Source organism: Agromyces sp. H17E-10 (assembly GCF_022919715.1).
Classification (GTDB): domain Bacteria; phylum Actinomycetota; class Actinomycetes; order Actinomycetales; family Microbacteriaceae; genus Agromyces.
In genome coordinates, this window is record NZ_CP095042.1 from 1,414,173 (window position 1) to 1,439,311 (window position 25,139).

Genomic DNA, 25,139 nt, shown 5'->3' on the forward strand with positions numbered 1-25,139 from the left:
GTCAGAGCCCCTGGGCGAGGCGGTAGTACGCCTGGTTCCAGCGCACCTGGCGGCCGAACTCGGCGGTCGTCGTGTCCTCGTCGATGACGAGGAGCTCGAGCCCGGCCATCTCGGCGAAGTCGCGGAACACCTCGACGCCGACGGCATTCGACATGACGGTGTGGTGGGCTGCGCCCGCGGCGAGCCACGCGGCGGCGCTCGTCTTGAAGTCGGGGGCGGGCTTCCACACGGCGCGACCGACCGGCAGCTTCGGCAGCGCCTCGCGCGGGGCGACGTTCTCGACGACGTTCGCGGTGAGGCGGAACCGGTCGCGCAGGTCGCTCATCGCGACGACGACGGCGGGGCCGGGGTCGGCGGTGAAGACGAGCCGCACGGGGTCGTCCTTGCCGCCGATGCCGAGCGGGTGCACCTCGAGCGTGGGGCGGGCGGTGGTGAGCGAGGGCGAGACCTCGAGCATGTGCGCGCCGAGGATGAGCTCGTCGCCCGGCGTGAGGTCGTAGGTGTAGTCCTCCATGAGCGAGGCGCCGCCGGGCAGGCCAGCACCCATGACGTTGGCGATGCGCACGAGCACGGCGGTCTTCCAGTCGCCCTCGGCGCCGAAGCCGTAGCCCTCGGCCATGAGGCGCTGCACCGCGAGGCCCGGCAGCTGCTTCAGCTCGCCGAGGTCCTCGAACGAGGTCGTGAAGGCGCCGAAGCCGCCCTCCTCGAGGAACGAGCGCAGCCCGAGCTCGATCGCGGCGCCGTCGCGCAGCGACTGGTGGCGGTCGCCGCCGCGGCGCAGCTCGGGCGCGACCTCGTAGAGCTCCTCGTACTCCGCGACGAGCGCGTCGATGTCGGCCTCGGTCGCCTCGGCGACGGCCGCGGCGAGCTCGTTGACGCCCCAGGTGTTCACCTGTACGCCGAGCCGCAGCTCGGCCTCGGTCTTGTCGCCCTCGGTGACGGCGACGTAGCGCATGTTGTCGCCGAACCGGGCGAGCTTCAGGTCGCGCGAGGCGGCGAGGCCGGCGGCGGCGCGCTGCCAGGTGCCGAGCTCGCGCTGCACGGCCGGGTCGGAGGCGTGGCCGACGATGGTCTTGCGCGGCACGCCGAGCCGGGTCTGGATGTACCCGAACTCGCGGTCGCCGTGCGCCGCCTGGTTGAGGTTCATGAAGTCGAAGTCGATGTCGGCCCACGGCAGCTCGACGTTCGCCTGCGTGTGCAGGTGGGCGAGCGGCTTCTGCAGCGCGTCGAGCCCGGCGATCCACATCTTGGCGGGGCTAAACGTGTGCATCCACGCCACGAGGCCGATCACCCGGTCGTCGGCGTTCGCCTCGAGCGTGATGCGCTTGATCGCGGCCGAGTCGGTGAGCACGGGCTTCCAGACGATGCGCACCGGAACGTCGGCGGCCGCGTCGAGCTGCTCGGCGATGGCCCGCGACTGCTCGGCGACCTGGGCGAGGGTCTCGGGGCCGTAGAGGTGCTGGCTGCCGGTGAGGAACCAGACCTCGTAGCCGTCGAGCGAGGTGGTGAGCTTCGTGCGGGTCATGCGCGTTCCTTCTGGTGGGGGCTGACGGTCTGATTCGGATGCTTCGGGGTCCGAGCCCGGCGGGGACACGAGGCCCCCGCCGGAACGGATGGTGGCGCGCCGCGGCCACCGAAGTCGACTACTTACGTTTCGTCGACTCGTCTGGGGAAGTCGTGAGGCCGGCCGGCGCGAGCGCCGCGACCGCCGCCGCCTCGGCGGCGAGGCCCGCGCGGTAGCGCTCGAGGTAGGCGGTGAAGCCTGCGACGTCGGATGCCTCGGGCTCGACGACCTCGACGGCCGAGCCCGCGAACACGTGGTCGTCGAGATAGGCACCGAGCGAGGCATCCCGGTCGTCGCCGGTCGCCCGCGCACGCTGGTAGGCGGCGAGCACCGCGATGCCCCACGCCCCGCCCTCGGCGGCGGTCTCGCCGACCGCAACAGGAGCGTCGAGGGCGCCGGCGAGGAAGCGCTGGGCGACACCCGCCGTGCGGAAGATGCCGCCGTGCCCGAACATGCGGTCGATCTCGACGCCCTCGCCGTCGAGCACGCGCATGCCGAGCGCGAGCGTGCCGAACACGCCGTAGAGCTGGGCCCGCATGAAGTTCGCGAGCGTGAAGCGGCTGTCGGGGGTGCGCACGACCATCGGCCGCCCCTCGTCGAGCCCGGCGATCGGCTCGCCCGCGAGCGTGTTGTACGCGAGCAGGCCCCCCGCGTCGGCTTCGCCGTCGAGCGCCTCGCTGAAGAGGGTCTCGAACACGGCGTCGCGCCCGATCGGCGCACCGGCGCGGGTCGCGCCGGTCGCGGCCGCGAACCGGTCGAACAGGCCTGCCCACGCGGCGAGCTCGGAGGCGCCGTTGTTGCAGTGCACCATCGCCACGGGGTCGCCCGCGGGCGTCGTGACGAGGTCGATCTCGTGGTGCGCGCTCGCGAGCGGGCGCTCGAGCACGACCATCGCGAAGATGCTCGTGCCCGCGCTCACGTTGCCCGTGCGCGGTGCGACCGAGTTCGTCGCGACCATGCCCGTGCCGGCGTCGCCCTCGGGCGGGCAGAGGGGTGCGCCGGGAAGCAGGGCACCGGTCGGGTCGAGCAGGCGCGCGCCCTCTGACGTGAGCGCGCCGGCCGCCTCGCCCGCGGCGAGCACCTCGGGGAGCAGCTCCGCGACCCGGATGCCCGCGCGACCCGCCCGTTCGGCCGGCTCCGCGGCGAGGCCGTCGTAGCGGTCGAGCAGGCCCGTGTCGTAACCGCCCGTGGCGGAATCGATCGGGAACATGCCCGACGCATCCCCGATTCCCAGCACTTTCCGGCCCGTGAGCCGCCAGTGCACGTAACCGGCGAGAGTGGTGATGAAGTCGAGGCGCGCGACGTGCGGCTCGGCGTCGAGCACGGCCTGGTGCAGGTGCGCGATCGACCACCGCAGCGGGATGTTGAGCCCGAACGCGGCGCTCAACTCGGCCGCCGCCCGGCCCGTCGACGTGTTGCGCCAGGTGCGGAACGGCACGAGCGGCTCGCCCTGCGCGTCGAACGCGAGGTAGCCGTGCATCATCGCCGAGACGCCGATCGCGCCGAACGTCGTCGGCTGTACGCCGTGCCGGCGCTCGGCGTCGGCGACGAGCCCGGCGTAGGCCGACTGCAGCCCCGACCAGACCGCGTCGAGCGGGTAGCTCCAGCGGCGGTCGTCGGTGAACTCGTTCTCCCACTCGTGGCTGCCGACGGCGAGCACGCGGGTCGGGTCGTCGGCGTCGACGAGGCACGCCTTGATGCGGGTCGAGCCGAGCTCGATGCCGAGCGCGGTGCGGCCGTCGAGGATCGCCTGCGCCGAGGCATCCGTGCCGGGGTTCGCGGTGCCGGTGGTGTCGCTCATCGCCGTGCGTCCCCGCTCTGCCCGTAGACGTTCTGGTAGCGGTCGTACAGCCGGTCGATCGCCTCCTGCGGGAGCGGGATCAGCGGGCCGGCCTCGCGGGCGTAGTGCACCGTGCGCGCGACGTCCTCGACCATGACGGCGGCCTTCACCGCGTCCTTCGCATCGGTGCCGATCGTGAACGGCCCGTGGTTCTGCATGAGCACGGCGCGGCTCCGGTGGCCCCGCAGGGTCTCGACGATGCCGCGGCCGATCGAGTCGTCGCCGATGATCGCGAACGGACCGACCGGGATCGGCCCGCCGAACTCGTCGGCCATCGCGGTGATGACGCAGGGGATCTCCTCGCCGCGAGCGGCCCAGGCGACCGCGAAGGTCGAGTGGGTGTGCACCACTCCCCCGACCTCGGGCATGTTGCGGTAGACGTAGGCGTGCGCAGCGGTGTCGCTCGACGGGCTGCGCTCGCTGCCCGGGGTGCCCGGCACGACCTCGCCGTCGAGCGTGCAGAGGATCATGTTCTCGGGCGTGAGGTCGTCGTAGACCACGCCCGACGGCTTGATCACGAACAGGTCGGCGCCCGGCACGCGGCCCGACACGTTGCCGCCCGTCCACACCACGAGGCCGTTGCGGGTCAGCTCGCCGTGGAGCCGGGCGACGTCGGCACGCACACGGGCGATCGCGGTCTCGACGTCGGGGGTGAACGGCGTCGCCGCCGGCGCCGACGGCGACGTGGGCGTCTGGGCGGGCGTCTGGGCTTCGTTGCTCACGGTGTGCGACCTCTGCGTGGTTCCGTGACCGGTCACTGTGACCGGTCACGGAACATGGAATCACGACGTGGCGGCCGCGTCAAGCGGCGTCGGCGGCCGAGTGTAGGAACTTCCGTCGCTTCGACGGCGTGTCGCCGGCGCGGCGCGGCGTGTCGGGCGGTTCTTCCTACACTGGCGCGGCCGGCCTCGGCGAACCGGGCGCTACGCCGGTGCCCGGGGCCGGAGCCGGCGCCGGTGGCGTTGCCGGCGAAGCGGATGCCTCGATCAGGGATGCGGCGGCGCGACGGAAGCGCGCTCGACGAGCTCCGGCACGATGCGCTCGCCGAATTCGGGCTCCGTGGGCTCCCCGGTCCCGGGCTCACCGGGCCCACCCGCTGCGGCTCCCCCGACCGTCGCCCCGGCGGCACCGGCGAGCACCGCCTCGACCGCCCGGTGCGCGAGCTCCTCGAAGTCCTGCCGGACCGTCGTGAGCGGCGGCCACAGGTACGCCGCGTCGGGGATGTCGTCGAACCCGACGAGGCTCACCCGCCCCGGCACGTCGACGCCTGCCTCGCGGAGGCCGCCGAGCAGGCCGAGCGCCATCTGGTCGTTCGCGACGAACACGGCGGTCGCGCCCGACTCGATCACGGCCGAGGTCGCGTCGTGCCCCGACCGGGCGGTCCAGTCGCCTGCGATGATCGTGCCGGGCTCGAGCCCCCGGGCAGCGAGCTCGGCGAGGTAGCCGCTGCGACGCGCCTCGGCCTCGAGCCAGTCGGCGGGGCCGGCGAGGTGGGCGATGCGCCGATGGCCGGCGTCGGCGAGGCACGCGACCGCGGCCCGGGCGCCCGCGACCTGGTCGACCGAAAAGCTTCGCGCGTCATGCGCGGCCGAGTGCAGCGTGACGACCGGCACGCCGATCTCGAGCGCGTCGAGGGCCTCGATCGTGCGGGCGTGCGGTGCGACGACGACGAGCCCCTCGACCCCCTGCGCCTGCAGGTGCACGACGGCGGCGGCCACCGACGCGGCATCCCCCGAGTCGGCGAATGCCGCGCTGACCCAGTAGCCGGCCGCACGCGCCGCGGCCTCGACGGCGGCGATGCTGCGCGACGGCCCGTACTGCAGCGCGTCGGAGGCGAGCAGTCCGAGCGTGTGCGAGCGCTTCGTGCCGAGCGCGCGCGCCGCGTTGTTCATGCGGTAGTCGAGCTCTCGCATCGCCGCGAGCACGCGCTCCTTGGTCGCCGCGGCGACCTCGGGGTGGTCGTTGAGCACGCGCGACACCGTCTGCCGCGAGACGCCGGCGAGGGCTGCGACCTCGCGCACGCCGACGGCGCGGGTCGCCGGGCGGGCACCCCCGTCGGGTGCGGATGCCTCGTGTACGGCGTCGTTCACCCCGTCACCTCCATCGCCCGAGTGTACGACGCCGGCGACCGGCGGCCGGTCGGCGGCGTCAGGAGGTCGCCGAGAGCGCGAGGACGGCGCCCGCGACGACGATCGGCGCGACGATGCAACCGAGCGCGGCGAACTTCGCCCACGAGATCTCGACGCCCATCGCGACGAGCCGGTGGTGCCACAGGAGCGTCGCGAGCGAGGCCCACGGCGTGATGAGGGCACCGGCGTTCACCCCGATGAGCAGCGCCGCCGTGCGCAGCGGGCTGCTCGCGAACGGCTCGAGCGCGAGGTACGCGGGGAGGTTGTCCGCGACGTTGGCGCTGAGGGCTGCCACACCCGACAGGCGCAGGAGTTCGAGCGGCCCCTCGCCCTGACCCGCAAACGACCCGAGCACGTCGGTGAGGCGGAGTTCGTGCGCCGCCTCCATGGCGAGGAAGAGCCCCGCCACGAACACGAGCAGCCGCCAGGGCACGAGGCCCGGGCGGAGCACCGACGGCCGGCGGAACACGAACACGAGTGCGAGCGCTGCTGCTGCAGCCGACGCCGGGATCCAGACCTCGATGCCCGACACCAGCAGCGGCACCAGCACCAGCAGCACGGCGGACGCGATCCCGAGCAGCACCCGATCGCGAGGCGGCGTGGGTTCGTCGGGCACGTACCTCCGCAGGAGTTGCCGTGGACGCGTCACGAAGAGGAACACCGTCGGCACGAGGACGCCGACCGCCGCCGGCGCCCACATGAGGGCGGCGAACTCCACGGGGGCGAGGTCGAGACGTTCGGCGGCGAGCAGGTTCGTGAGGTTCGACACCGGCAGGAGGAGCGACGCCGTGTTCGCGAGCCAGACGGTCGTCAGCGCGAACGGGATCGGGGAGATGCGGGCATGTGCTGCGACCGACACGACGACGGGCGTGAGCAGCACCGCGGTCGTGTCGAGCGAGAGGAAGATCGTCGACGCGGTGGCCATCGCCACGACGAACAGCCACAGCACGATCGCCCGGCCGCGCGCGAAGCGGGCCAGGTGCTGGGCGATGGCGCGGAAGACGCCGGCCTCGGCCGCGAGCTCGGCGACGATCGTCATCGCGACGACGAAGCCGAGGATCGGCGCCGACCGCGCGGCGAGCGCCCCGACGGCCTCGACGGGCAGCACGCCGGTCGCCATCGCCACGAGTCCGAGGGCGATGAGCACCGCCCCGACGATCGCGATCCGCACGGAGCGAGCGTAGTCTCGCCCGGCTCAGCCTCAGAATCCGAGCCGCTCCAGGTAGGCGTTCACGAAGCGTCGGTCGGGGTCGAACCGTGCGCGCAGCGCGGCGAAGTCGTCCCAGCGCGGGTACCGCCTGCGCACCTCCTCGGCGGGAAGGGCGAAGAGCTTGCCCCAGTGCGGGCGCGCCGTCGCCGGCAGCGCCGCCTCGATGAGCGGCAGCAGCGCCTCGACCGCCGCCTGCTCGCGGCGCCACGTGAAGTGGATGGCGACGGCGTCGGTGCCGCACGACGAGCTCAGCCAGAGCCGGTCGGCCGCGACCGTGCGGACCTCGCAGACGAGCAGCAGCGGCGCGATGCGCTCGGCGAGCCCGCGCACCGCCTCGATCGCCGCGACCGCTTCGGCTCGCGGCACGAGGTACTCCGACTGCAGCTCCTCCCCCGCCGACGGCGTGAACGCGAGGCGGAAGTGCGGCAGCCGCTCGTGCCACGGGCCGGGCGACCCGAGCTGCTCGGTCGTCGCCCGGACGTCCCCGCCCGGCACGGGATGCCGCGGCTCGTCGGCCGCGGTCGCGGTCGCCCCGAGCGTCGTCGCGGCGAAGGCGGATGCCGCGTCGAGGGCGCCTCGGCCCGGAGCATCCGTGCGCTGTTTGAGCCAGAGCAGGTCGGCCCGCTCGGTGCTGCGCCAGGTGGTGAAGATGCTGACGCTCGTCGCGAGCGAGGTGACCCGGTCGAAGTCGGCGAGCACCGCGTCCCAGCGCGGGCCGTCGAACACGCGCTGCGCGACGTCGTAGGTCGGCTCCACGTCGAGCTCGAGCTCGACGACGACCCCGAGCGCGCCGAGGCTGACGACCGCGCCGTCGAACTCGGCGTCGCCGCGCTGCAGCGTGCGCCACCCACCGTCGGCCGTCACGAACCCGATCGCGCGCACGGCGCTCGCGAGCGAGCCGAGCCGATCGCCCGAACCGTGCGTGCCCGTCGCGATCGCGCCGGCCACCGAGATGTGCGGCAGCGACGCGAGGTTCGCGAGCGCGAGCCCGCGCGCCTGCAACACCTCGGCGAGCACTCCGTACCGCAGCCCGCCCGAGATGCGCACCGCCCCGGGCGCGCTTCCGGCGTCGACGTCGACCGGCAGCCCGTCGGTCTCGACGAGGGTGCCGGTCGTGTCGGCGAGGTCGTTGAAGCTGTGCCGGGAGCCGAGCGCGCGCAGCCGTCCGGTCGAGCCCGCGATGAAGTCACGTAACTCGTCGACCGACTGCGGACGCACGGCGCGCGCCGCCCGGTACTCGAGGTTGCCGGCCCAGTTGCGCTCGCTCATGCTGCCATCATGGCGCGGCTCGCCACCACGACCTGCATCACCCGAGCGACAGCGCCGTCCACGACACGGGCGGCAGCGTCACGGTGAGCGCGCCGCCCTCGTTGCGCACCGAGTCGTTCGCGCGGGGCGCGACCCGCTCGGGGTCGTCGAGCGTGTTCTTCGCGTACACGTCGTCGTCGGCGAGCGTGTGCGACTCGAGCAGCGACACGTCGCCGAGCGAGGCGATGTCGACCGAGACCTCGAGCGCCTCGGTCGTCGAACGGTTCACGAGGAACACGGCCGAGCGTCCGGCGTCGGCGTCGTGCGTCGCGACGGCGTCGACGAGCGGCACGACGCCGTACTCCTTCGTCTCGTAGGTCGGCGCGTCGAGCTTGAGCTCGAGGGCCGAGCCCTGCGCGAGCCGCGAGGTGATCGAGAACGGGAAGAACGTCGTCTGGCGCCAGGCCGGGCCGCCCGGCTCGGTCATGATCGGCGCGATGACGTTGACGAGCTGCGCGAGGCTCGCCGAGGTCACCCGGTCGGCGTGCTTGAGCAGCGAGATCATGAGGTTGCCGAACACGACGGCGTCGGCGACCGAGTAGACGTCCTCGAGCAGGCGCGGCGCCACCGGCCAGTTGTCGAGGCCCTCGATCTTGTCGACGTTCTGGAACCGCGAGAGGTACCAGACGTTCCACTCGTCGAACGAGATGTTCACGGTCTTGTCGCTGCCGCGCACGGCCTTCACGTGATCGGCGGTCGCGACGACGGTCTCGATGAAGCCGTCCATGTCGACGGCCGACGCGAGGAACGAGCCGAGGTCGCCGTCCTTCTCCTCGTAGTAGGCGTGGCACGAGATGTAGTCGACGTCGTCGTAGGCGTGCGTCAGCACGACGCGCTCCCATTCGCCGAAGGTCGGCATGTGCGCGCTCGACGAGCCGCAGACGACGAGCTCGATCGACGGGTCGAGCTGGCGCATCGCCTTCGCGGTCTGCGACGCGATCTTGCCGTAGTCGTCCGCCGAGCGGTGCCCGAGCTGCCACGGGCCGTCCATCTCGTTGCCGAGGCACCACATCTTCACGCCGAACGCGTCGGTGCGGCCGTTGTCGATGCGGCGCTGCGAGAGCGCGGTGCCGCCCGCGAGGTTCGCGTACTCGAGCAGGTCGAGCGCCTCGAGGGTGCCGCGGGTGCCGAGGTTGACGGCGAGCATGAGCTCGGACCCGACCTTGTCGAGCCACGAGGCGAACTCGTGGAGGCCGACCTCGTTCGTCTCGGTCGAGTGCCAGGCGAGGTCGAGCCGGCGGGGGCGCTCCTCGCGCGGGCCGACCGAGTCCTCCCACCGGAAGCCCGACACGAAGTTGCCGCCGGGGTACCGGATGGTCGAGACCCCGAGCTCCTGCACGAGCTCGACGACGTCGGCGCGGAAGCCCTCGGCGTCGGCCGTCGGGTGTCCGGGCTCGTGGATGCCGTCGTACACGTGACGTCCGAGGTGCTCGACGAAGCCGCCGAAGACGCGGCGGTCGATACGGCCGACGGTGAAGTGCGGGTCGATGGTGAGGTGTGCGCTGGGCATGTGGTGCTTTCTGTGTTCGTGGTTCTGTCGCGGGATGCCTCGGCGGCGAGCCCGCGCGTCTGGGACTACTTGATCGAGCCGACGGAGAGGCCGCCCTGCCAGTAGCGCTGGAGGAAGAGGAAGGAGAGGATGAGCGGCAGCACCGAGATGAACGCGCCCGTCGTGATGAGGTTCCACACCTGCTCGCCGCCGGCGCCCGCGTTCGAGAGCGCCGTCCACCGGTTGAGGCCGACCGTGACCGGCAGCAACTGCGGGTCGGTGAGCACGGCCAGCGGCAGGAAGAAGTTGTTCCAGGTGCCGACGACCGACAGCAGCAGCACCGTCACGATCGCGGGGCGCAGCAGCGGCAGCGCGACCTGGAAGAAGGTGCGCAGCTCGCCGGCGCCGTCGATGCGGGCTGCCTCGAGCATCTCGTCGGGCACGGCGTCCTGCGTGTAGACCCGCATGAGGTAGACGCCGAACGGGCTGAGCAGGCTCGGCAGGATGACGGCCCACGGCGTGTTGATGATGCCGTACTGGCTGAGCAGCATGAACGTCGGGATGACGAGCGCCGTGAGCGGCACCATGACCGAGCCGAGCACGACCGTGAACACGGCGCCGCGGCCGCGGAAGTCGTACTTCGCGAAGCCGTACCCCGCGAGGATCGCGAGGACCGTCGCGCCGATGCCGCCTGCGAACGCGTACACGAACGAGTTGCCGAGCCAGCGCCAGTAGATGCCGCCCTGGTGGGTGAACAGCTCGGCGATGTTCGAGAACAGCGAGAAGTCGCCCGAGAACCAGAACGCCGGGCTCGAGAAGAGCCCCGCCGTGTCCTTCGTCGAGGCCACGACGAGCCACCAGATCGGCACGACGAAGTAGATCGCGAGGATCACAAGGAACACGTGCGAGCCGATGCGGCGGCCGCCCGCGCGGCCGGCGCGACCGCGTCGGCCGTGCACGCTGCGGTCGACGTGCGAGGGCACGCCGGTCGCGGTGGTGAGCGGCTCGGCCGCCTCGGTCGTGCGCTGGGTGAAAATCGACATCACTTCAGTCCGCTCTGCTTGCGGGTGAGGAACAGGAAGACGAACGAGCCGGCGAAGACGAGGGCGCCGAGCGAGAAGGCGATCGCCGAGGCGTAGTTGAACTGGCTGTACGAGAAGGCCAGCGAGTACGCGTACATGTTCGGGGTGTAGGCCGCGTCGATCGCGCCCTGGGCGACGTTGCGCAGCACGACGGGCTCGGTGAAGAACTGCAGCGTGCCGATGAGCGCGAACATCACGATCATGACCATCGACGAGCCGATCATCGGCACCTTGATGCGCAGCGCCGTCTGCCAGCCGTTCGCACCGTCGATGCGCGCGGCCTCGTAGATCGACGGATCGATCGCGCGGAGGGCAGCGTAGATCACGACCATGTAGTAGCCGGCCCACTGCCACGTGACGATGTTCACGAGGCTGCCGAAGATCGTGCCGGGCGCGAGGAAGTCGGGGGTCGGCAGGCCGACGAGGTTGAACAGCGTGCCGCCCGGACCGAACCGGGGGCTGTAGAGGAAGCTCCACATGAGCGCGCCGATGACGCCGGGGATGGCGTACGGCGCGAAGATCAGCAGCCGCGAGAGCTTCGAGAGCTTCGTCGCGAGCGTGTCGAGCACGAGGGCCGCGGCGATCGCGACGATGAGCTGCGCGGGGATCATGACGAGCGCGAAGGCGAGCACGCGCAGCATGCCCTCGAGGAAGAGCGGGTCGGTGAACGCCTTGACGTAGTTGCCGACGCCCGTGAACTCGGTGCCGGTCGCGAGCGTCGAGGTGAACAGGCTCATGCCGAAGGCGTACGCCAGCGGGAAGACGAGCAGCAGCGCGAACACCGCGAGGAACGGCGAGACGAAGAACCAGCCCCAGCGCTGCCGTCGGCGCAGGAGGGTGGATCTGCCGGCGCCCGGGGCGCGGCGGCGCGGCACCGCGGGTGCGGCGACGCTGGTCTGGGTGGTCATGCTCGTTCTCCTCGTCGGGACGGACGGAGGCCGGGTGGTGCGGCCGGTGGGTGCGGCGTGGGCGGATGCCTCGGCGTGGGCGCGAGGCATCCGCCCAGCCGATCACTCGAGCGTGAAGCCCTGCTCGGTCGCGTACTGCTCGAGCGAGGCCTGCAGGTCGTCGAGCGCCTGGTCGGAGGTCTTCTCGCCCTGCACCATCGCGAACTGCGCCTCGGTCAGCTGGTCGTAGGCGTAGTTCTGGAAGGGGCTGAACGTGAAGCCCTGGTAGCCGGCGGCCGCTTCGAGGAAGACGTCCTTGTTGATCTGCTGGCCGCCGAAGAACGGGTACTCGAGGTCGCGGAAGTAGTCGGACTCGAGGATCGGCTTCCACAGCGGGAACAGCGCGGCCTTCTCGATGCCGATCTTCCACGCCTCCTCGGTGCCGAAGATCTCCTTGGCGACCGTCGCAGCAGCCTCCTTGTCCTTCGCCTGGCTCGTCACCGCGAAGGTCGATCCGCCCCAGTTGATCTGCACGGGGTTCGCCGGGTCCCACTGGGGCACGGGCGCCGCACGCCACTCGGCGTCGCTGTCGGCGTCGGAGAGGCCCTGCAGGTAGCCGGGACCCCACGCCGCGGCGACGTAGATCGCGTACGAGCCGTCGACGAGCTTCGTGTTGTAGTCGGCGGTGAACGCGTCGTCGGTGGCGACAAGGCCGGCCTTCACGAGCTCGTCCCAGTAGGCGAGCACCTGCTTCGAGCCGTCGTCGTTCACGTCGATGCCGATCTCAGTGGGCTTCGCGCTGTCGTAGACGAACGGCACGGAGCCGGCCTGGGCGAAGAGCGCCTGGTTGTAGGCACGACCGTTGGTCGGGAAGTCCGCGAGCACGCCGGGGGCGCCGGCGTCCTTGAGCGCCTGGGCGGCGGCCTTGAACTCGTCCCACGTGGTGGGGGCGGCGATGCCGTACTGGTCGAGGATGTCCTTGCGGTAGAGCATGCCCATGGGGCCGCCGTCGACGGGGATGCCGAAGACCGCGTCGCCCGACGAGACGTCCTTCCAGGCGCCGTCGGTGTAGTCGGCCTTGACGTCGTTCGCGCCGTACTCGGTGAGGTCGACGAGCGCGTCGCGGATCGAGAAGCTCGACAGCACCTCGCTCTCGAGCATGATGACGTCGGGGGCGCCGGAGCCGGCCTCGATGGCCGTCGAGAACTTCGTGTACTCGTCGTTGCCCTGTCCGGCGTTGGTCCAGCAGATCTGCACGTCGTCGTGGTTCTCGTTGAACAGGTCGACGACGTCTTCGAACGCGGGGTACCAGGCCCAGACGCTGACCTGGGTCGCGTCGGCGTTGACGATCTTGTTGGTGCAGGAGGCCTCTTCGGCGCCGCCGGCCGAGCAGCCGGTGAGCGCGGCCGTCGCGACGGCGACGACGCCGCCCACGGCCAGGAACTTCGACTTCATTGTGCTGTGCTTCCTCTCGCGGTGGGGGGACACCGATGTCTGTTTCCGCAACGAGCGAGCCTGTCGGCGACGTTGGCGGTTCCGCTTGGTTTACAACGTTGTACGTAAACGTTGTAGAAGACATGATGCACCGCGCGACCGACGCTGTCAACCTCGCCGGATCGAGCGGCGCGACGAACCGCGCTACCGCGCGACGGCGGGCGCGAACGCCGGCGTCGACTCGCGCTCGATCACGGCGAAGTCGGCCAGCAGCAGACGCGGCGGCGCACCGCTGTCGGGGTGCGCGATGCGTTCGAGCAGCGTCGCCACGGCCGTCTGGGCGATCCACGCCTTGCCCGGGTCGATCGTCGACAGCGACGGCACGGTGTACTGCGCCTCGTCGATGTTGTCGAAGCCGATCACCGCGACGTCGTCGGGCACCCGACGCCCCGCCTCGAGCAGGGCGCGCATGGCGCCGAGCGCGAGGGTGTCGTTCATCGCGAACACCCCGTCGAACGGGACCCCGCGACCGAGGATCTCGCGCATCGCGCGTGCACCGCTCTCGCGATGCCAGGCCATCGACGGCCCGACGAGCGACTCGTCGAACTCGATGCCGTGGGCCTCGAGCGCTTCGCGGTAGCCCCGCAGGCGCAGCCCGGCCGAGCCGATCACCTCACCCTCGTGCACGCCGACGACGGCGATGCGGCGCCGACCCGACGCGATGAGGTGCTCGGTGGCCGCCCTGGCCGCCGCGACGTTCTGCATCGTGACGTGGTCGGTCGGGCCGTCGAAGATGCGCTCGCCGAGCAGCACGAGCGGGTACGGCACGTCGAGCACGTCGGCGTCCTCCTGGCCGAGGCCGAGCGCGCTGAAGATGAGTCCGTCGGTCATCTTCAGCCGCGGACTGCGCAGCAGCTCGAGCTCCCGATCGCGGTCGCCGCCCGTCTGCTCCACGAGCACCACGAGTCCCGACGCCTCGGCCGCCGCGATCACCGAAGCAGCCAGCTCGGCGAAGTAGGCGAGGGCGAGGTCGGGCACCGCGAGGGCGATCGCCCCGCTGCGGCCCGACCGCAGGCTGCGGGCCGTCAGGTTCGGCGTGTAGCCGAGCTCGGAGATCGCCCGCTCGACCTTCTCGCGCGTCGCCGGCCGGATGTGCGGATAGTCGTTGATGACGTTCGACACCGTCTTGATCGACACCCCGGCGAGCCGGGCGACATCGTGCAGTGTGACCGCCATCGCGCCCTCCCTCGCCGTACTCGGATGGAGTCACTGTACAACGTTGTGAACGTCGGCCCGCACCACGCGGCACCGCGCCGTCGCGAGGGCGGATGCCCCGAGGCATCCGCCCTCGACCGATCGCGACCGGCCGAAGCCCGCCGGCCGGCCGGAGCCGGGCAGCCGGCGACGCTAGGTCGTCGTCCGCCGCTTCGAGGTCACCGCCCGCTGCAGCAGCACGAACACGAGCAGGATGCCGCCGGTGATGATCGTCGTCATCTCGGGCGGGATGCCGCCGTCGCGCGTGATGAGCACGTTCATGAGGCCGAGCACGAGGGCGCCGACGACCGATCCGAGCACGTAGCCGTAGCCGCCCGTGAGCAGCGTTCCGCCGATGACGGTCGCGGCGATCGCGTCGAGCTCCCAGCCGATGCCCGTGATGTTCTGCGCGATCCCCAGGCGCGAGGTGTACACGACCGCCGAGACGCCCGCGAGCGTGCCGCTGATGACGTACACGAGCACCTTCGTGCGCGGCACCGCGAGGCCCATGAGCGACGACGAGCTCTCGGAGCCGCCGATCGCGTACACGGTGCGGCCGGTGCGGGTGCGGTGCAGCACGAAGAAGCCGATGAGGACGACTAGCACGGCGATGATGACGCCGGGGGTGATCACCACGTCGTTGACCTTCTCGCCGTCGATGAGCTTGAACTGCTCGCCGAGCCACAGGATCGGCGAGTCGTCGGAGAGCCGCTCGGGCCGCGTGCTGAGCAGCGCCGCGAGGCCCCGGCCGAGGAACATCATCGCGAGGGTCGCGATGAACGGCTGCACGTTGAAGAACTGGATCAGGATGCCGCTCGCGAGGCCGAACGCGGTGCCGATGAGGATCATCAGCACGATCACGACCCACGGGTTCCACCCCGCGTTCGAGAGCATCACGCCCGCGACGCTCGACAGCGCGATCACCGACCCGACCGACAGGTCGATGCCGCCGGTCAGGATGACGAAGGTCATCGCCACCGCGAGGATGATGAGGTGCGCGTTGTTGATCAGCAGGTTCGACAGGGTGTTGTACTGCACGATGCGCCCGTAGGCCACCTCGCCGTAGATCACCATGCCGATGAAGATCGCGATGGCCGCCGCCGTCGGCAGCACCGACGGGTTCGAGGCGACGACGCGCTTCACGCGCTCCCACAGGCGCGAGAGCGGGGATGCCTCGGCCGGGGCCTCGACGCGGGGGGACTGCAGCGCGGTCATGCCGGCACCTCCTCTTTCTCGACGACCGACTTCGGCTCGGGTCGCTCCAACTTGGGCTTCCGACGTTGCACGAACCAGCTGCGCACCCGGTCGGACTGGAGCAGGCAGAGGATGACGATGACGATCGCCTTGAATGCCGGCGTGGCCGACGACGAGACGCCGAGGAACACGACGGTCTTGTCGAGCGTCGCGATGAGCAGGGCACCGACGACGGCGCCGCCGATCGAGAACTTGCCGCCCGACAGCGACGTGCCGCCGATGACCACCGCGAGGATCGCGTCGAGCTCCATCTGGTAGCCGGTGCGGGAGACGTCGACCGTCATCACGGTGCCGACCGACATGATGCCGGCGATGCCGGCGAGGACGGCGCTCAGCACGTAGACGGTCAGCAGCAGTCCGCTCGGCCGGATGCCGGCCATGCGGCTCGCCTTCGGGTTGATGCCGATCGCCTCGATCATGAGGCCGAGCGCGCTGCGGCGCACGACGAGCCCGACCACGCCCACGATCGCGAGCGCGAGCAGGAATACGACGGGGAGGCCGATGATGAAGCCGTTGGCGAGCCAGCGGAACGGCTCGTTCGTCGCCGAGGTGTTCTGCCCCTCGGTGATGACCTTCGCGATGCCGCGACCCGCGAGCATCATGATGAGCGTCGAGATGAAGGGCTGCAGGCCGATGTAGGCGACGAGCACGCCGTTCACGACGCCGAGCACGGCGCTCACGGCGAGCGCGAGCCCGATGGCGCCGAGGGCGACCACGACCGAGTCGGACTGGCCGGCGTCCTTCATGAAGACCATCGCCACTGCGCCGGAGACCGCCATGACCGAGCCGACCGAGAGGTCGATGCCGCCGGTGGCGATCACGAGCGACATCCCGACGGCGATCATGAGGATCGGGGCCGAGGCCCGGAGGATGTCGACGAGGTTGCCGACCAGGTTGCCGTTCTCGGGATTGACCGAGATCGCGAGGTACGTCGGGTCCTTCACGACGTTGAGCAGCAGGAGCGCGAGGATCGCGACCAGGCCCCAGAAGAACGGCTTGCGCACGAGGTCGTGCAGCCAGGTCGATCGAGCAGCAGTGCTCATTGTTCTGCCTCCGTGAGTTCGGGCTCGGCATCGATGATGCCACTGTGCGCCGCCGCTTCGACACCGTGCGCGGCGATGACGTCGACGATCTGCTGCGCCGTCACCTCGGGGCCGTTCACGATCTCGCCGATCTTCTGGTGGTCCTTCAGCACCACGATGCGTTCGCTGAGCCGCACGACCTCCTCGAGCTCGGAGGAGATGAAGACGACCGACACGCCGTCCTCGGCGAGCTGGGCCACCGCCTCCTGGATCTCGGCCTTGGCGCCGACGTCGATGCCGCGCGTGGGCTCGTCGAGGATGAGCAGTTCGGGCTTCGTCGCGAGCCAGCGGCCGAGCAGCACCTTCTGCTGATTGCCGCCGGAGAGGTTCTTGATGAGCCGGTTCGGGTCGGCGGGCCGCACGTTGAGCTCGGTGATGTACTTGTCGACGATCTCGTCCTGCTCCTTGCGCGAGAGGGGTCGAGCCCAGCCGCGCTCGGCCTGCACCGCGAGGATCATGTTCTCGCGCACGGTGAGGTCGCCGATGATGCCCTCGTCGCGCCGGTTCTCGGTCGAGAACGCGATGCGCTTGCCGAGGCCGTCGGCGGGGGTCTTGATGTCGACGCGTTTGCCGTCGAGGGTGACGACGCCCTCGTCGACACGGTCGGCGCCGTAGAGCAGGCGGGCGAGCTCGGTGCGCCCCGAGCCGAGCAGGCCGGCGAAGCCGACCACCTCGCCGGGGTGGATGTCGAGATCGGTCGGTTCGATCGAGCCGCGTCGGCCGATGCCCTTGGCCGTGAGCAGCGGCGCCTCGGCGGCGTAGTCGCGCGCGTCGGTGCGGCGATTGCCGCCGAGCGAGGAGAGCGCGCCGAGATCCTTGCCGATCATCTTCGAGATGAGTTCGTGCCGGTCGAGCTCGCGGGTGAGGTACTCGCCCTCGTAGCGGCCGTTGCGCAGGATCGTGATGCGGTCGCTGATCGCGTAGATCTGGTCGAGGAAGTGCGAGACGAAGAGGATGGCGACGCCCTCGTCGCGCAGTGTCCGCATGACGCGGAAGAGGCCCTCGACCTCGGCCGCGTCGAGGCTCGAAGTGGGCTCGTCGAGGATGAGCACCTTCGCCTTGATCGCCATCGCGCGACTGATCGCGACGAGCTGCTGCATCGCGATCGACAGGGTCGAGAGGGGCTTGTGGGTGTCGAGGTACTCGAGCCCGAGCCGGGCGAGCGCCTCGGTGGCGGCCTTGTGGGTGGCCTTCCAGTTGACGCCGAACGCGCCGCGCACCTCGTGCCCGAGCATCACGTTCTCGCCGATCGAGAGGTTCGTGACCAGGTTGACCTCCTGGTACACCGTCGAGATGTGGGCGCTCTGCGCGTCGGCCGTGCCGTGGAACTGGCGTTCCTGGCCGGCGACGACGATCGAGCCGGCGTCGATCCGGTAGACGCCCGTGAGCGCCTTGATGAGCGTCGACTTGCCGGCGCCGTTCTCGCCCATCAGCGCGTGGACCTCGCCCTGGAACAGGCGGAAGTCCACACCGTCCAGCGCCTTGACGCCCGGGAACTCGATCGAGATGTCGCGCATCTCGACGATGGGCAGTGCTTCACTCATGAGAATCGCATCCTGTGCCTGGTCGCGTCGTCACGACCCGTTTCGTGAGACCGGAGCGGTGCGGGGCCTCTGTGGAAGCAGACCCCGCACCGCCGGTACGCGCGCGTACCCGAGCCGGAGGTGGGCTCGACCGATCAGTACTTGCGGTCGGCGAGCACGGCCTGGGCGGCCTCGGGCGAGTCGAACGCCTCGCTCGGCACGATGATGTACGAGTCGACCGACTCGCCGTCGAGCGTCTTGTTCACGACGTCGAGGGCGGTCTCGCCGAAGAGCGGGTTGTACTCGTGCACGTAGCTGAGCTGCCCGGCGGCCAGAGCCTCCATCGCGGCCTTGGTGCCGTCGATCGTGGCGATCTTGACGTCGGTGCCGGGCTTCAGGCCCGCCTCTTCGACGGCCTGCGCCGCGCCGAGGCCCATCTCGTCGTTCTGGGCGAAGATGAGCTGGACGTCGTTGTTGTTCGCCTTGAGCAGCGTCTCGGTCACGCTCTTGCCCTCTTCAGCCGACCAGTTCGCCGTCTGCGCGGCGACCTCGACGAGCTTCGAGCCGTCGACCGAGGCGTCCCAGCCCTCGTTGCGCTCGTTGACGACGCCGACGCCCGCGGGGCCCTCGAGGGTGATGTAGTTGCCGCCGTCGGGGAACTGCTCGGCCGCCCACGCGCCGACCTCCTTCGCGACCTCGACGTTGTCGGGCGCGATGCGGGTCACGTAGAGGCTCGTGTCGTCGGGCTCGATGCCGCGGTCGAGGAGGATCACGGGGATCTCCGCCTCCTGCGCGCGCTTGAGCGAGTCCTCCCAGCCGGAGGCCTCGGTGGCCGACAGCAGGATGACGTCGACGCCCTCGTCGACGAACGACGTGAACGCATCGATCTGCGACTTCTGGTCGAGGTTCGTCGCGGGCGCGTACTTCAGCTCGAAGCCGGCGTCCTCGGTGAACGTCTCCTGGATGTTCTTCTCGTTCGCTTCACGCCATGCGCCCTCGGGACCGACGGCGACGAAGCCGACCGTCGTGAGGTCGCCGCCCTCGTCGCCCGATGCGCTGTCGCCGCCGCCGCTCGAGCACGCGGCGAGGCCGATGCTCAGCGCGCCGACGGCCGCCAGGCCGAGGACCTTCGCGAATCGCCTCTGAACTGACATGTGATCTCCTCCTTGAGACCCGGCGATCATCGCCGGCTGCTTCTGCCCGTCGATTCGGGCTTCGGGTGATTGCAACGACGCTCGAAGCGTGTCGCACGAGTGATGTTACCGGGAACAAAAACGGGAACGCAAGCAGTTTGTTCCCGGAAACATAACATTCCGGACACATGGCCGCAGCACCGCCCCCGAACGGGTCACGCCCGGCTCCGCGCGGCGGCTCGGAGACGGCAGCGCGCGACATCGCACGCAGGCCGATGACGAACGTTCGGCTACGCGTCGTCCTCGTCGTCGGCGGCGATCATCTCGATGATCGTGTCGACGCTCAGGCCGGGGCCGTTGCTGACCTCGCCGATCTTGCGCCGGTCCTTCAGGATCGCGATGCGGTCGCTGAGCCGCACGACCTCGTCGAGCTCCGACGAGATGAAGACGACGGCGACGCCCTCCCTGGCCATCTCCGCGACGCGCGCCTGGATCTCCACCTTGGCCGCGATGTCGACGCCCCTCGTCGGCTCGTCGAGCACGAGCACGTGCGGACGCGTGGCGAGCCAGCGCGCGAGCAGCACCTTCTGCTGGTTGCCGCCCGAGAGCTGGCGCGCCGGCGCGTCGGGCCCGGGAGCGACGATCGCGAGCGACTCCATGTACCGGTCGACCAGGGCGTCGCGCTCAGCGCGCGAGATCGGTCGCGCCCAGCCGCGGATCGCCTGCAGCGCGAGGATGATGTTCTCCCGCACGCTGAGTTCTTCGATGATGCCGCCGTCGCGGCGGTCCTCGCTCGCGAACGCGATGCGCCGCCGGAGTGCCGCCGCCGGGTTCGGCAGCGCGACCTGCCGCCCGTCGATCTGGATCGTGCCGGTGTCGCGGCGGGCGACGCCGGCCAGCAGCTGCCCGAACTCGCTGCGACCCGAGCCGCGCAGTCCGCCGAGCCCCACCACCTCGCCGCGATGCAGTTCGAAGTCGGTCGCCTCGAACTCGCCCCGGCGGCCCACGCCGATCGCCCGGTAGACCGGCTCGCCCGTCGGGTCGGCGCGATGCGCCCGACGCTCGGAGCCGATGCGCCGCAGCTCGGTCAGGTCTTTGCCGATCATCTTCGAGATCAGCTCGGCGCGGTCGAGCTCGCGCGTGCGATACTCGCCCTGCCCGTAGCCGTCGCGCAGCACCGTGATGCGGTCGCTGATCGCGTAGACCTGCTCGAGGAAGTGCGAGACGAAGAGGATGGCGACGCCGTGCTCGCGCAGCCTGCGCAGCGCCCGGAACAGCGTCGCGACCTCGTCGGCGTCGAGGCTCGACGTGGGCTCGTCGAGCACGAGCACCTTCGGGTGGGTGACCATGGCGCGGGCGATGGCGACGAGCTGCTGGACCGGTGGGGCGAGCGCCGACACCGTCTGCCGCGGGTCGAGGTCGCCGAGGTCGAGTTCCTCGAGGACCGCCACCGCCCTGCGGCGGGTCGCCCGCCACGAGATGCCGTACCAGCGGCGCTCCTCGTGCCCGATCATGATGTTCTCGGCGATCGAGAGGTTGCCGCAGAGGTCGACGTCCTGGAAGGCGGCAGCGACGCCCGCCGACTCCGCCGCAGCCGGCCCCGAGAGCACGACCCGCTCCCCCGCGATGCGCACCTCGCCGCCGTCGATGCGGTACGCGCCCGTGAGCGCCTTGACCACCGACGACTTGCCCGCGCCGTTGCCGCCCATGAGGGCGTGGACCTCGCCGGCGAAGAGCCGCAGGTCGACCCCGTGCAGCACCTGCGTGCCGTCGATCTCGACGGTGATGCCCGTCATCTCGACGACCGGCTGCGGCTCGGAGGTCGCCTCCGCCGCGGCATCCCGCTCGGTCATGACGACCTCGGCGGGGCGGTCGATGCCCGCACGACGAGCTCCGACGGGATCTTCGAGCGCTGCGGGATCTCGCGCCCCTCGAGCGCGGCGCGCAGCACCTCCATGGCCTTCGCGCCGAGCGCGTGGAAGTCCTGCCGCACGGTCGTGAGCGGCGGCAGCACGTGCCGTGCGAGCGGCAGGTCGTCGAAGCCGACGATGCTGACGTCGTCGGGCACGCGGATGCCGCGGTCGTGGAAGCCGTGGATGACGCCGACCGCCATCTCGTCGTTGGCGACGAACACGGCCGTGTACTCGGGCACGCCCTTGAGGCCGACCGCGTAGTCGTACCCGAAGTCCGCCGTCCAGTCGCCGACCACGACGGGGCGCTCCTTGAGCCCCCACTGCTCGATGCGGGCGTGGAACGCCCGCTCGCGCCCGCGGGCCTCGAGCCAGTCGAGCGGCCCCGAGATGTGCAGGATGTCGCGATGCCCGAGCGCGACGAGGTGGTCGACGGCGAGCGTCGTGCCGAGCTGCTGGTCGACGCTCACGGTGAGGAAGCTCGGGTCCTTCGCGGCCTTGACGACGAGCACGGGAACGTCGATCGAGATGCGGCGCAGCGCCGAGACCGACGACGAGCGCGGCGCCACGATGCACAGCGCGTCGATGCCCTCGGCGACGAGGTGGCCGACGGCGGCCTCGGGCGTGAGGTTCGCGTCGTCCTGCATCGCGACCGACGTCACCGAGTAGCCCGCCGAACGCGCGGCGAGCTCGAGCCCGCGCAGGGTGCTCGTCGGGCCGAACTCGACGGCGCTGTCGACGATGACGCCGATGCGCTGCGTGCGCTGGGTCGCGAGCGCGCGCGCCGCGCTGTTCGGCTTGAAGTCGAGCTCCTGGATGACGTCGAGCACGCGCTGGCGCGTCGCCGGCCGGATGTTCGGGTGCCCGTTGAGCACGCGCGAGACGGTCATGTGCGACACCCCGGCAAGCGCGGCGACCTCGCGGATGCCGAGCTTCTCGGGGCGCTCGCCCGTCTCGAGGTCACTCACGGGGACAGCCTATTCGCTCGGAGCGACGGGCGACCCGCACCAATCGGGCTTCGGCTTGCCGGGTTTCTTCGTCGGGCCGGGCTTCTCGGCCGGGTCGGACTTGCCCGCCTTCTTCGCGAGGCCCGGCGGCAGCGTCGGGGCGCCGTCGGTGCACTTGCATGGCGGTCGGATGCCGGCGCAGAGGTCGCGCGGTGTGATGGAGACCCCGATCGACACGGTGCCCGCGCCGGCTGCGCCCGGCCGGTCGTCGGACGCGGCCACCGAGGGTCCGGCTACCGCGGGTGCGGCGGCCGCGGGTGCAGCGGCCGCGGGTGCGGCGACCGCGCCGCTACTCAGTGCGAGCAGCAGCGCGATCGCCGCGAGACCGGCCTTCCTCATCCGCAGTCCCGCGCGGCGAACGCCGCGTCGCCGTCGTAGCTCGCATCGCTCGTCGATGCCCTGACGCCGGCGAACCCGGCGTCGATGGCGGCGAGGCGGCTCGAGAACGCCTGCGAGACCGTCTTGCCCGGCTGCGCGGCCGTGAAGGTCTTCGTCCCGAACGGCGTGGTGATCGTGACGTCGGCGGCGCGCGAGTCGGCGTTCTTCGCCGAGACGACGAGGACGACCTTGCCGGCCACGCACCGCGAGGCGGTGCTCGCCTCGATCGCGAGATCGGGGTTCGTGCCGACTCCCGCGTAGTGGAACATCACGCGCCGGTACTCGTCGGCCGTGATCGGCAGGATGCCGCCGTGCCGCTTCTTCAGGGTGCCGAGGTTCACGCCGCTCGCCTTCGACCACGCCGACGCCGACGCCGTGCCGATGTCGGTCGTGCGGAAGGGCAGGTAGCCGCGGCCGGTGGCGTACTGGTCGGCGAGCAGGCCCCAGAGCCGCTCGGCCGCGCCGCGGTCGTCGTCGTTGTACTCGAAGAACTCGGGGCCCTCGAGGCACGAGCCGGTGTAGTTCGTGCCGCCCGAGCAGGTGCCGCTGCCGCTGAGGATCGACTGCAGCGTGCCGACGAGCACCCATTCCCGGTCGGTGCCGCTCGTCTTCGCCGTCGCCGAGGTGGTGACCGCGTCGAGCTGCTTCGAGCGCTCGATCGTGATCTGCCCGTCGCCCGAGGCCCGGTAGAACCAGTCGCCGACCTTGATCACCGTGGTGTCGATGATGGAGCCCTGCCGGTCGATCCACTTGACCGGCGTCGAGAAGGTGCGGAAGTCGCGCGTCGTCGACAGGTAGACGTCGACGCTGTCGCCGAGCTCGGTGTTGCCGTCCGCACGCGTGGCCCAGTACACGTAGTACTGCTGCGTGACCTCGTCCCAGGTCGCCTCGGGAGCCCAGGCCATGCCGGCGTTCGGGATGCCGCTCGCGACGTCGACGAAGCGCGGTTCGCTCCAGTTCACGAGGTCGGTCGACTCCCACACGACGAGCGACTTCGAACCGGTGACGGTCGCGTTCGAGTTGCCCCACCCGCCGCGGTAGTAGATGCTCAGGTCGGTCGCGATCACGAAGAACCGGTCGCCCTCGGGCGAGCGCACGACGAACGGGTCGCGCACGCCGCCGTCGCCCTGTCCCTTGCTGAGCGAGAGCACGGGGTCGCCGTTGGCTCGGGTGTCGGTGAACGTGGCCGCGTCGCGACTGGTCGCGAAGTAGATCTGCTCGTCGCTCGCGCTGCCCTCCGTTCCCGTGAAGTGCGCGAAGAGGTAGTCGGTCGTCTCGCCGGTGGCGTTCGCCTTGCGAACGGTGAGCGGGATGTCGCGGGTCGCCGTCGCATCGCCGTTGGTCGCCGTCACGGTGAGCACGACGGTCGCGTCGCCCGAGTCGGGGCGGGTGACGACGCCCGGCGCCACGGTCGCGGTGCCCTCGACGTCGACGACCGCGGGCGCCGACGAGCGCCAGTCGAGTGCCGAGCCGAACCGGTCACCGGTGGTCGGCAGGGTGAGGTCGCCGCGCACGTCGTCGGCGTTCGCGAGCACGATCGCGTCGAGGTCGCGCTGTGCGGCCTCGGCCGGGGTGGGCGCCGCGAGCACGGTCACGGTGAACTGCTTGGACGCGGTCTTGCCGCGCACCGTCGCGGTGCCCGTCAGGGTCACCTCCGTCTCGGATGCCGGCAGCGTCACCGTCCCGTCGGCGGCCACGACACCGGTGGGCGACGACGACCACGTCACGCCCCCGCTCGTGGGCAGCACGAGATCGGTCCCGACCGCCGACAGGTCCTGGGTGTTGACGGCGTCGAGGTCGAGCGCCGCAGCGGTCTCGTCGGCGGCGGCCTGGGCGTCGGTCGCGGCGAGCGTGCCGAGCTCGCCCGCGGTGAGCGCCTCGTCGTAGACGCGGAACGACGACACCCCGCCCTGGTACAGCGAGTCGGCGGCGTAGGCGCTCTTGCCGAGGTAGTTCATGGTGTGGGTCGTGAGGTCGCTGAGGTTCGTCGTGGAGTTCGCCTTCTCGGCCACGAGCACCCCGTCGATGTACATGCGGAGGGTCGACGTGACACCGTCGGCGTTCTTCGCGATCGTCGCTGCGACCGACTGCCACCGACCCTCGACGAGCTTCGTCGGCGACGTCACCGTCTGCTCGGCCGACCAGTTCGTCTTCGAGATCGCGACCCGCGGCGCGACCGGCTGGATGAAGAACTGCCCCGTCGCGCCCTCACCCGACCCACCGATGTTCCAGAGGAACTTGGCCCCGCTCAGTGCCGTCGGGTTCGTCTCGACGACGATCGTCGCCGCCGACTCGCCCTGCAGCAGTCCGTCGGGCAGCTTCACGTGGTTCGAGCCGTTGAGCTGCAGGAATCCCCCGCGCCACGCCTCGCCGCCGACGACGCTGCCGTCGTGGCCGGTGCCCGACAGGTCGTGGGCGACGGTGCCCGACGTCTCCGAGAAGTCGTACGACACGAGCAGCGAACCGGGCGTGATCGCCGTCGCCGCGCCCGGGCCCGCCAGCGCGAGACCGCCCGCTGCGAGCGCAGCGGCCGTCGCTCCGGCGAACCACCGCCGCGCACGACGCGCGACGGGCCTCGAGGCCTGTTGTTGGGTTTCCCGACTCATTGCGATCCTCCGGAATGGTGAGTTGTGGTTCGAGTGGTGGTGGAGCAGG

General features: G+C 71.0%; 19 protein-coding genes. All 19 read right to left on the reverse strand.

Features of this window, described 5'->3' with window-relative positions; genetic code table 11:
• Position 1 precedes the first annotated feature (1 nt).
• The 19 genes from araA to MUN74_RS06515 all read right to left on the reverse strand — a co-directional run bounded on the left by araA (position 2) and on the right by MUN74_RS06515 (position 25,090).
• Complete coding sequence (araA, locus tag MUN74_RS06425; protein WP_244855598.1) at positions 2 to 1,525, reverse strand: L-arabinose isomerase; 1,524 nt, start codon at positions 1,523 to 1,525, stop codon at positions 2 to 4.
• A gap of 118 nt (positions 1,526 to 1,643) precedes the next feature.
• Positions 1,644 to 3,365 (reverse strand): xylulokinase, encoded by a 1,722-nt coding sequence (locus MUN74_RS06430; protein WP_244855599.1) that lies wholly within the window; start codon positions 3,363 to 3,365, stop codon positions 1,644 to 1,646.
• Positions 3,362 to 4,126, reverse strand: a complete 765-nt coding sequence (locus MUN74_RS06435; RefSeq protein ID WP_255820935.1) for an L-ribulose-5-phosphate 4-epimerase — start codon at positions 4,124 to 4,126, stop codon at positions 3,362 to 3,364. Before MUN74_RS06435 ends, MUN74_RS06430 begins: the two co-directional genes overlap by 4 nt.
• Before the next feature lie 264 nt (positions 4,127 to 4,390).
• On the reverse strand, positions 4,391 to 5,494 hold the full coding sequence (locus tag MUN74_RS06440) for a LacI family DNA-binding transcriptional regulator (RefSeq protein WP_244855600.1): 1,104 nt from the start codon (positions 5,492 to 5,494) through the stop codon (positions 4,391 to 4,393).
• Positions 5,495 to 5,552: 58 nt separating this feature from the next.
• Complete coding sequence (locus tag MUN74_RS06445) at positions 5,553 to 6,704, reverse strand: SLC13 family permease (protein WP_244855601.1); 1,152 nt, start codon at positions 6,702 to 6,704, stop codon at positions 5,553 to 5,555.
• 30 nt (positions 6,705 to 6,734) lie between these two features.
• Positions 6,735 to 8,012, reverse strand: coding sequence for a D-arabinono-1,4-lactone oxidase (locus MUN74_RS06450; RefSeq protein ID WP_244855603.1), 1,278 nt, complete (start codon positions 8,010 to 8,012; stop codon positions 6,735 to 6,737).
• A gap of 37 nt (positions 8,013 to 8,049) precedes the next feature.
• Positions 8,050 to 9,561, reverse strand: coding sequence for an arabinosylfuranosidase ArfA (arfA, locus tag MUN74_RS06455; RefSeq protein WP_244855604.1), 1,512 nt, complete (start codon positions 9,559 to 9,561; stop codon positions 8,050 to 8,052).
• A 65-nt stretch (positions 9,562 to 9,626) separates the two neighbouring features.
• Positions 9,627 to 10,583 (reverse strand): carbohydrate ABC transporter permease, encoded by a 957-nt coding sequence (locus MUN74_RS06460; RefSeq protein ID WP_244855606.1) that lies wholly within the window; start codon positions 10,581 to 10,583, stop codon positions 9,627 to 9,629.
• Positions 10,583 to 11,530, reverse strand: a complete 948-nt coding sequence (locus MUN74_RS06465) for a carbohydrate ABC transporter permease (RefSeq protein WP_244855607.1) — start codon at positions 11,528 to 11,530, stop codon at positions 10,583 to 10,585. Before MUN74_RS06465 ends, MUN74_RS06460 begins: the two co-directional genes overlap by 1 nt.
• A 102-nt stretch (positions 11,531 to 11,632) precedes the next feature.
• Complete coding sequence (locus MUN74_RS06470; RefSeq protein WP_244855612.1) at positions 11,633 to 12,964, reverse strand: ABC transporter substrate-binding protein; 1,332 nt, start codon at positions 12,962 to 12,964, stop codon at positions 11,633 to 11,635.
• A 183-nt stretch (positions 12,965 to 13,147) separates the two neighbouring features.
• Positions 13,148 to 14,179, reverse strand: a complete 1,032-nt coding sequence (locus tag MUN74_RS06475) for a LacI family DNA-binding transcriptional regulator (RefSeq protein ID WP_244855614.1) — start codon at positions 14,177 to 14,179, stop codon at positions 13,148 to 13,150.
• A gap of 171 nt (positions 14,180 to 14,350) precedes the next feature.
• Positions 14,351 to 15,412: an ABC transporter permease gene (locus MUN74_RS06480; RefSeq protein WP_244855616.1), complete on the reverse strand. Its 1,062-nt coding sequence runs from the start codon at positions 15,410 to 15,412 to the stop codon at positions 14,351 to 14,353.
• Entirely contained in the window at positions 15,409 to 16,494 is a 1,086-nt protein-coding gene (locus MUN74_RS06485) for an ABC transporter permease (protein WP_244855617.1), read from the reverse strand. The genes MUN74_RS06480 and MUN74_RS06485 overlap by 4 nt, the downstream gene beginning before the upstream one ends.
• The gene (locus MUN74_RS06490; protein WP_244855619.1) at positions 16,491 to 18,077 is read right to left on the reverse strand and encodes a sugar ABC transporter ATP-binding protein; all 1,587 of its coding nucleotides are present in this window, start codon (positions 18,075 to 18,077) and stop codon (positions 16,491 to 16,493) included. Before MUN74_RS06490 ends, MUN74_RS06485 begins: the two co-directional genes overlap by 4 nt.
• 134 nt (positions 18,078 to 18,211) lie before the next feature.
• Positions 18,212 to 19,210 carry an ABC transporter substrate-binding protein gene (locus MUN74_RS06495; protein ID WP_244855620.1) on the reverse strand — a complete coding sequence of 333 codons (999 nt, stop codon included), beginning with the start codon at positions 19,208 to 19,210 and terminating at the stop codon, positions 18,212 to 18,214.
• A 269-nt stretch (positions 19,211 to 19,479) separates the two neighbouring features.
• Positions 19,480 to 21,042: a sugar ABC transporter ATP-binding protein gene (locus MUN74_RS06500; RefSeq protein ID WP_244855622.1), complete on the reverse strand. Its 1,563-nt coding sequence runs from the start codon at positions 21,040 to 21,042 to the stop codon at positions 19,480 to 19,482.
• Entirely contained in the window at positions 21,039 to 22,067 is a 1,029-nt protein-coding gene (locus MUN74_RS06505) for a LacI family DNA-binding transcriptional regulator (RefSeq protein WP_244855623.1), read from the reverse strand. Before MUN74_RS06505 ends, MUN74_RS06500 begins: the two co-directional genes overlap by 4 nt.
• Positions 22,068 to 22,076: 9 nt before the next feature.
• Complete coding sequence (locus MUN74_RS06510; protein WP_244855630.1) at positions 22,077 to 22,445, reverse strand: hypothetical protein; 369 nt, start codon at positions 22,443 to 22,445, stop codon at positions 22,077 to 22,079.
• Positions 22,442 to 25,090 (reverse strand): immunoglobulin-like domain-containing protein, encoded by a 2,649-nt coding sequence (locus tag MUN74_RS06515; protein WP_244855636.1) that lies wholly within the window; start codon positions 25,088 to 25,090, stop codon positions 22,442 to 22,444. Before MUN74_RS06515 ends, MUN74_RS06510 begins: the two co-directional genes overlap by 4 nt.
• Positions 25,091 to 25,139: the final 49 nt, after the last annotated feature.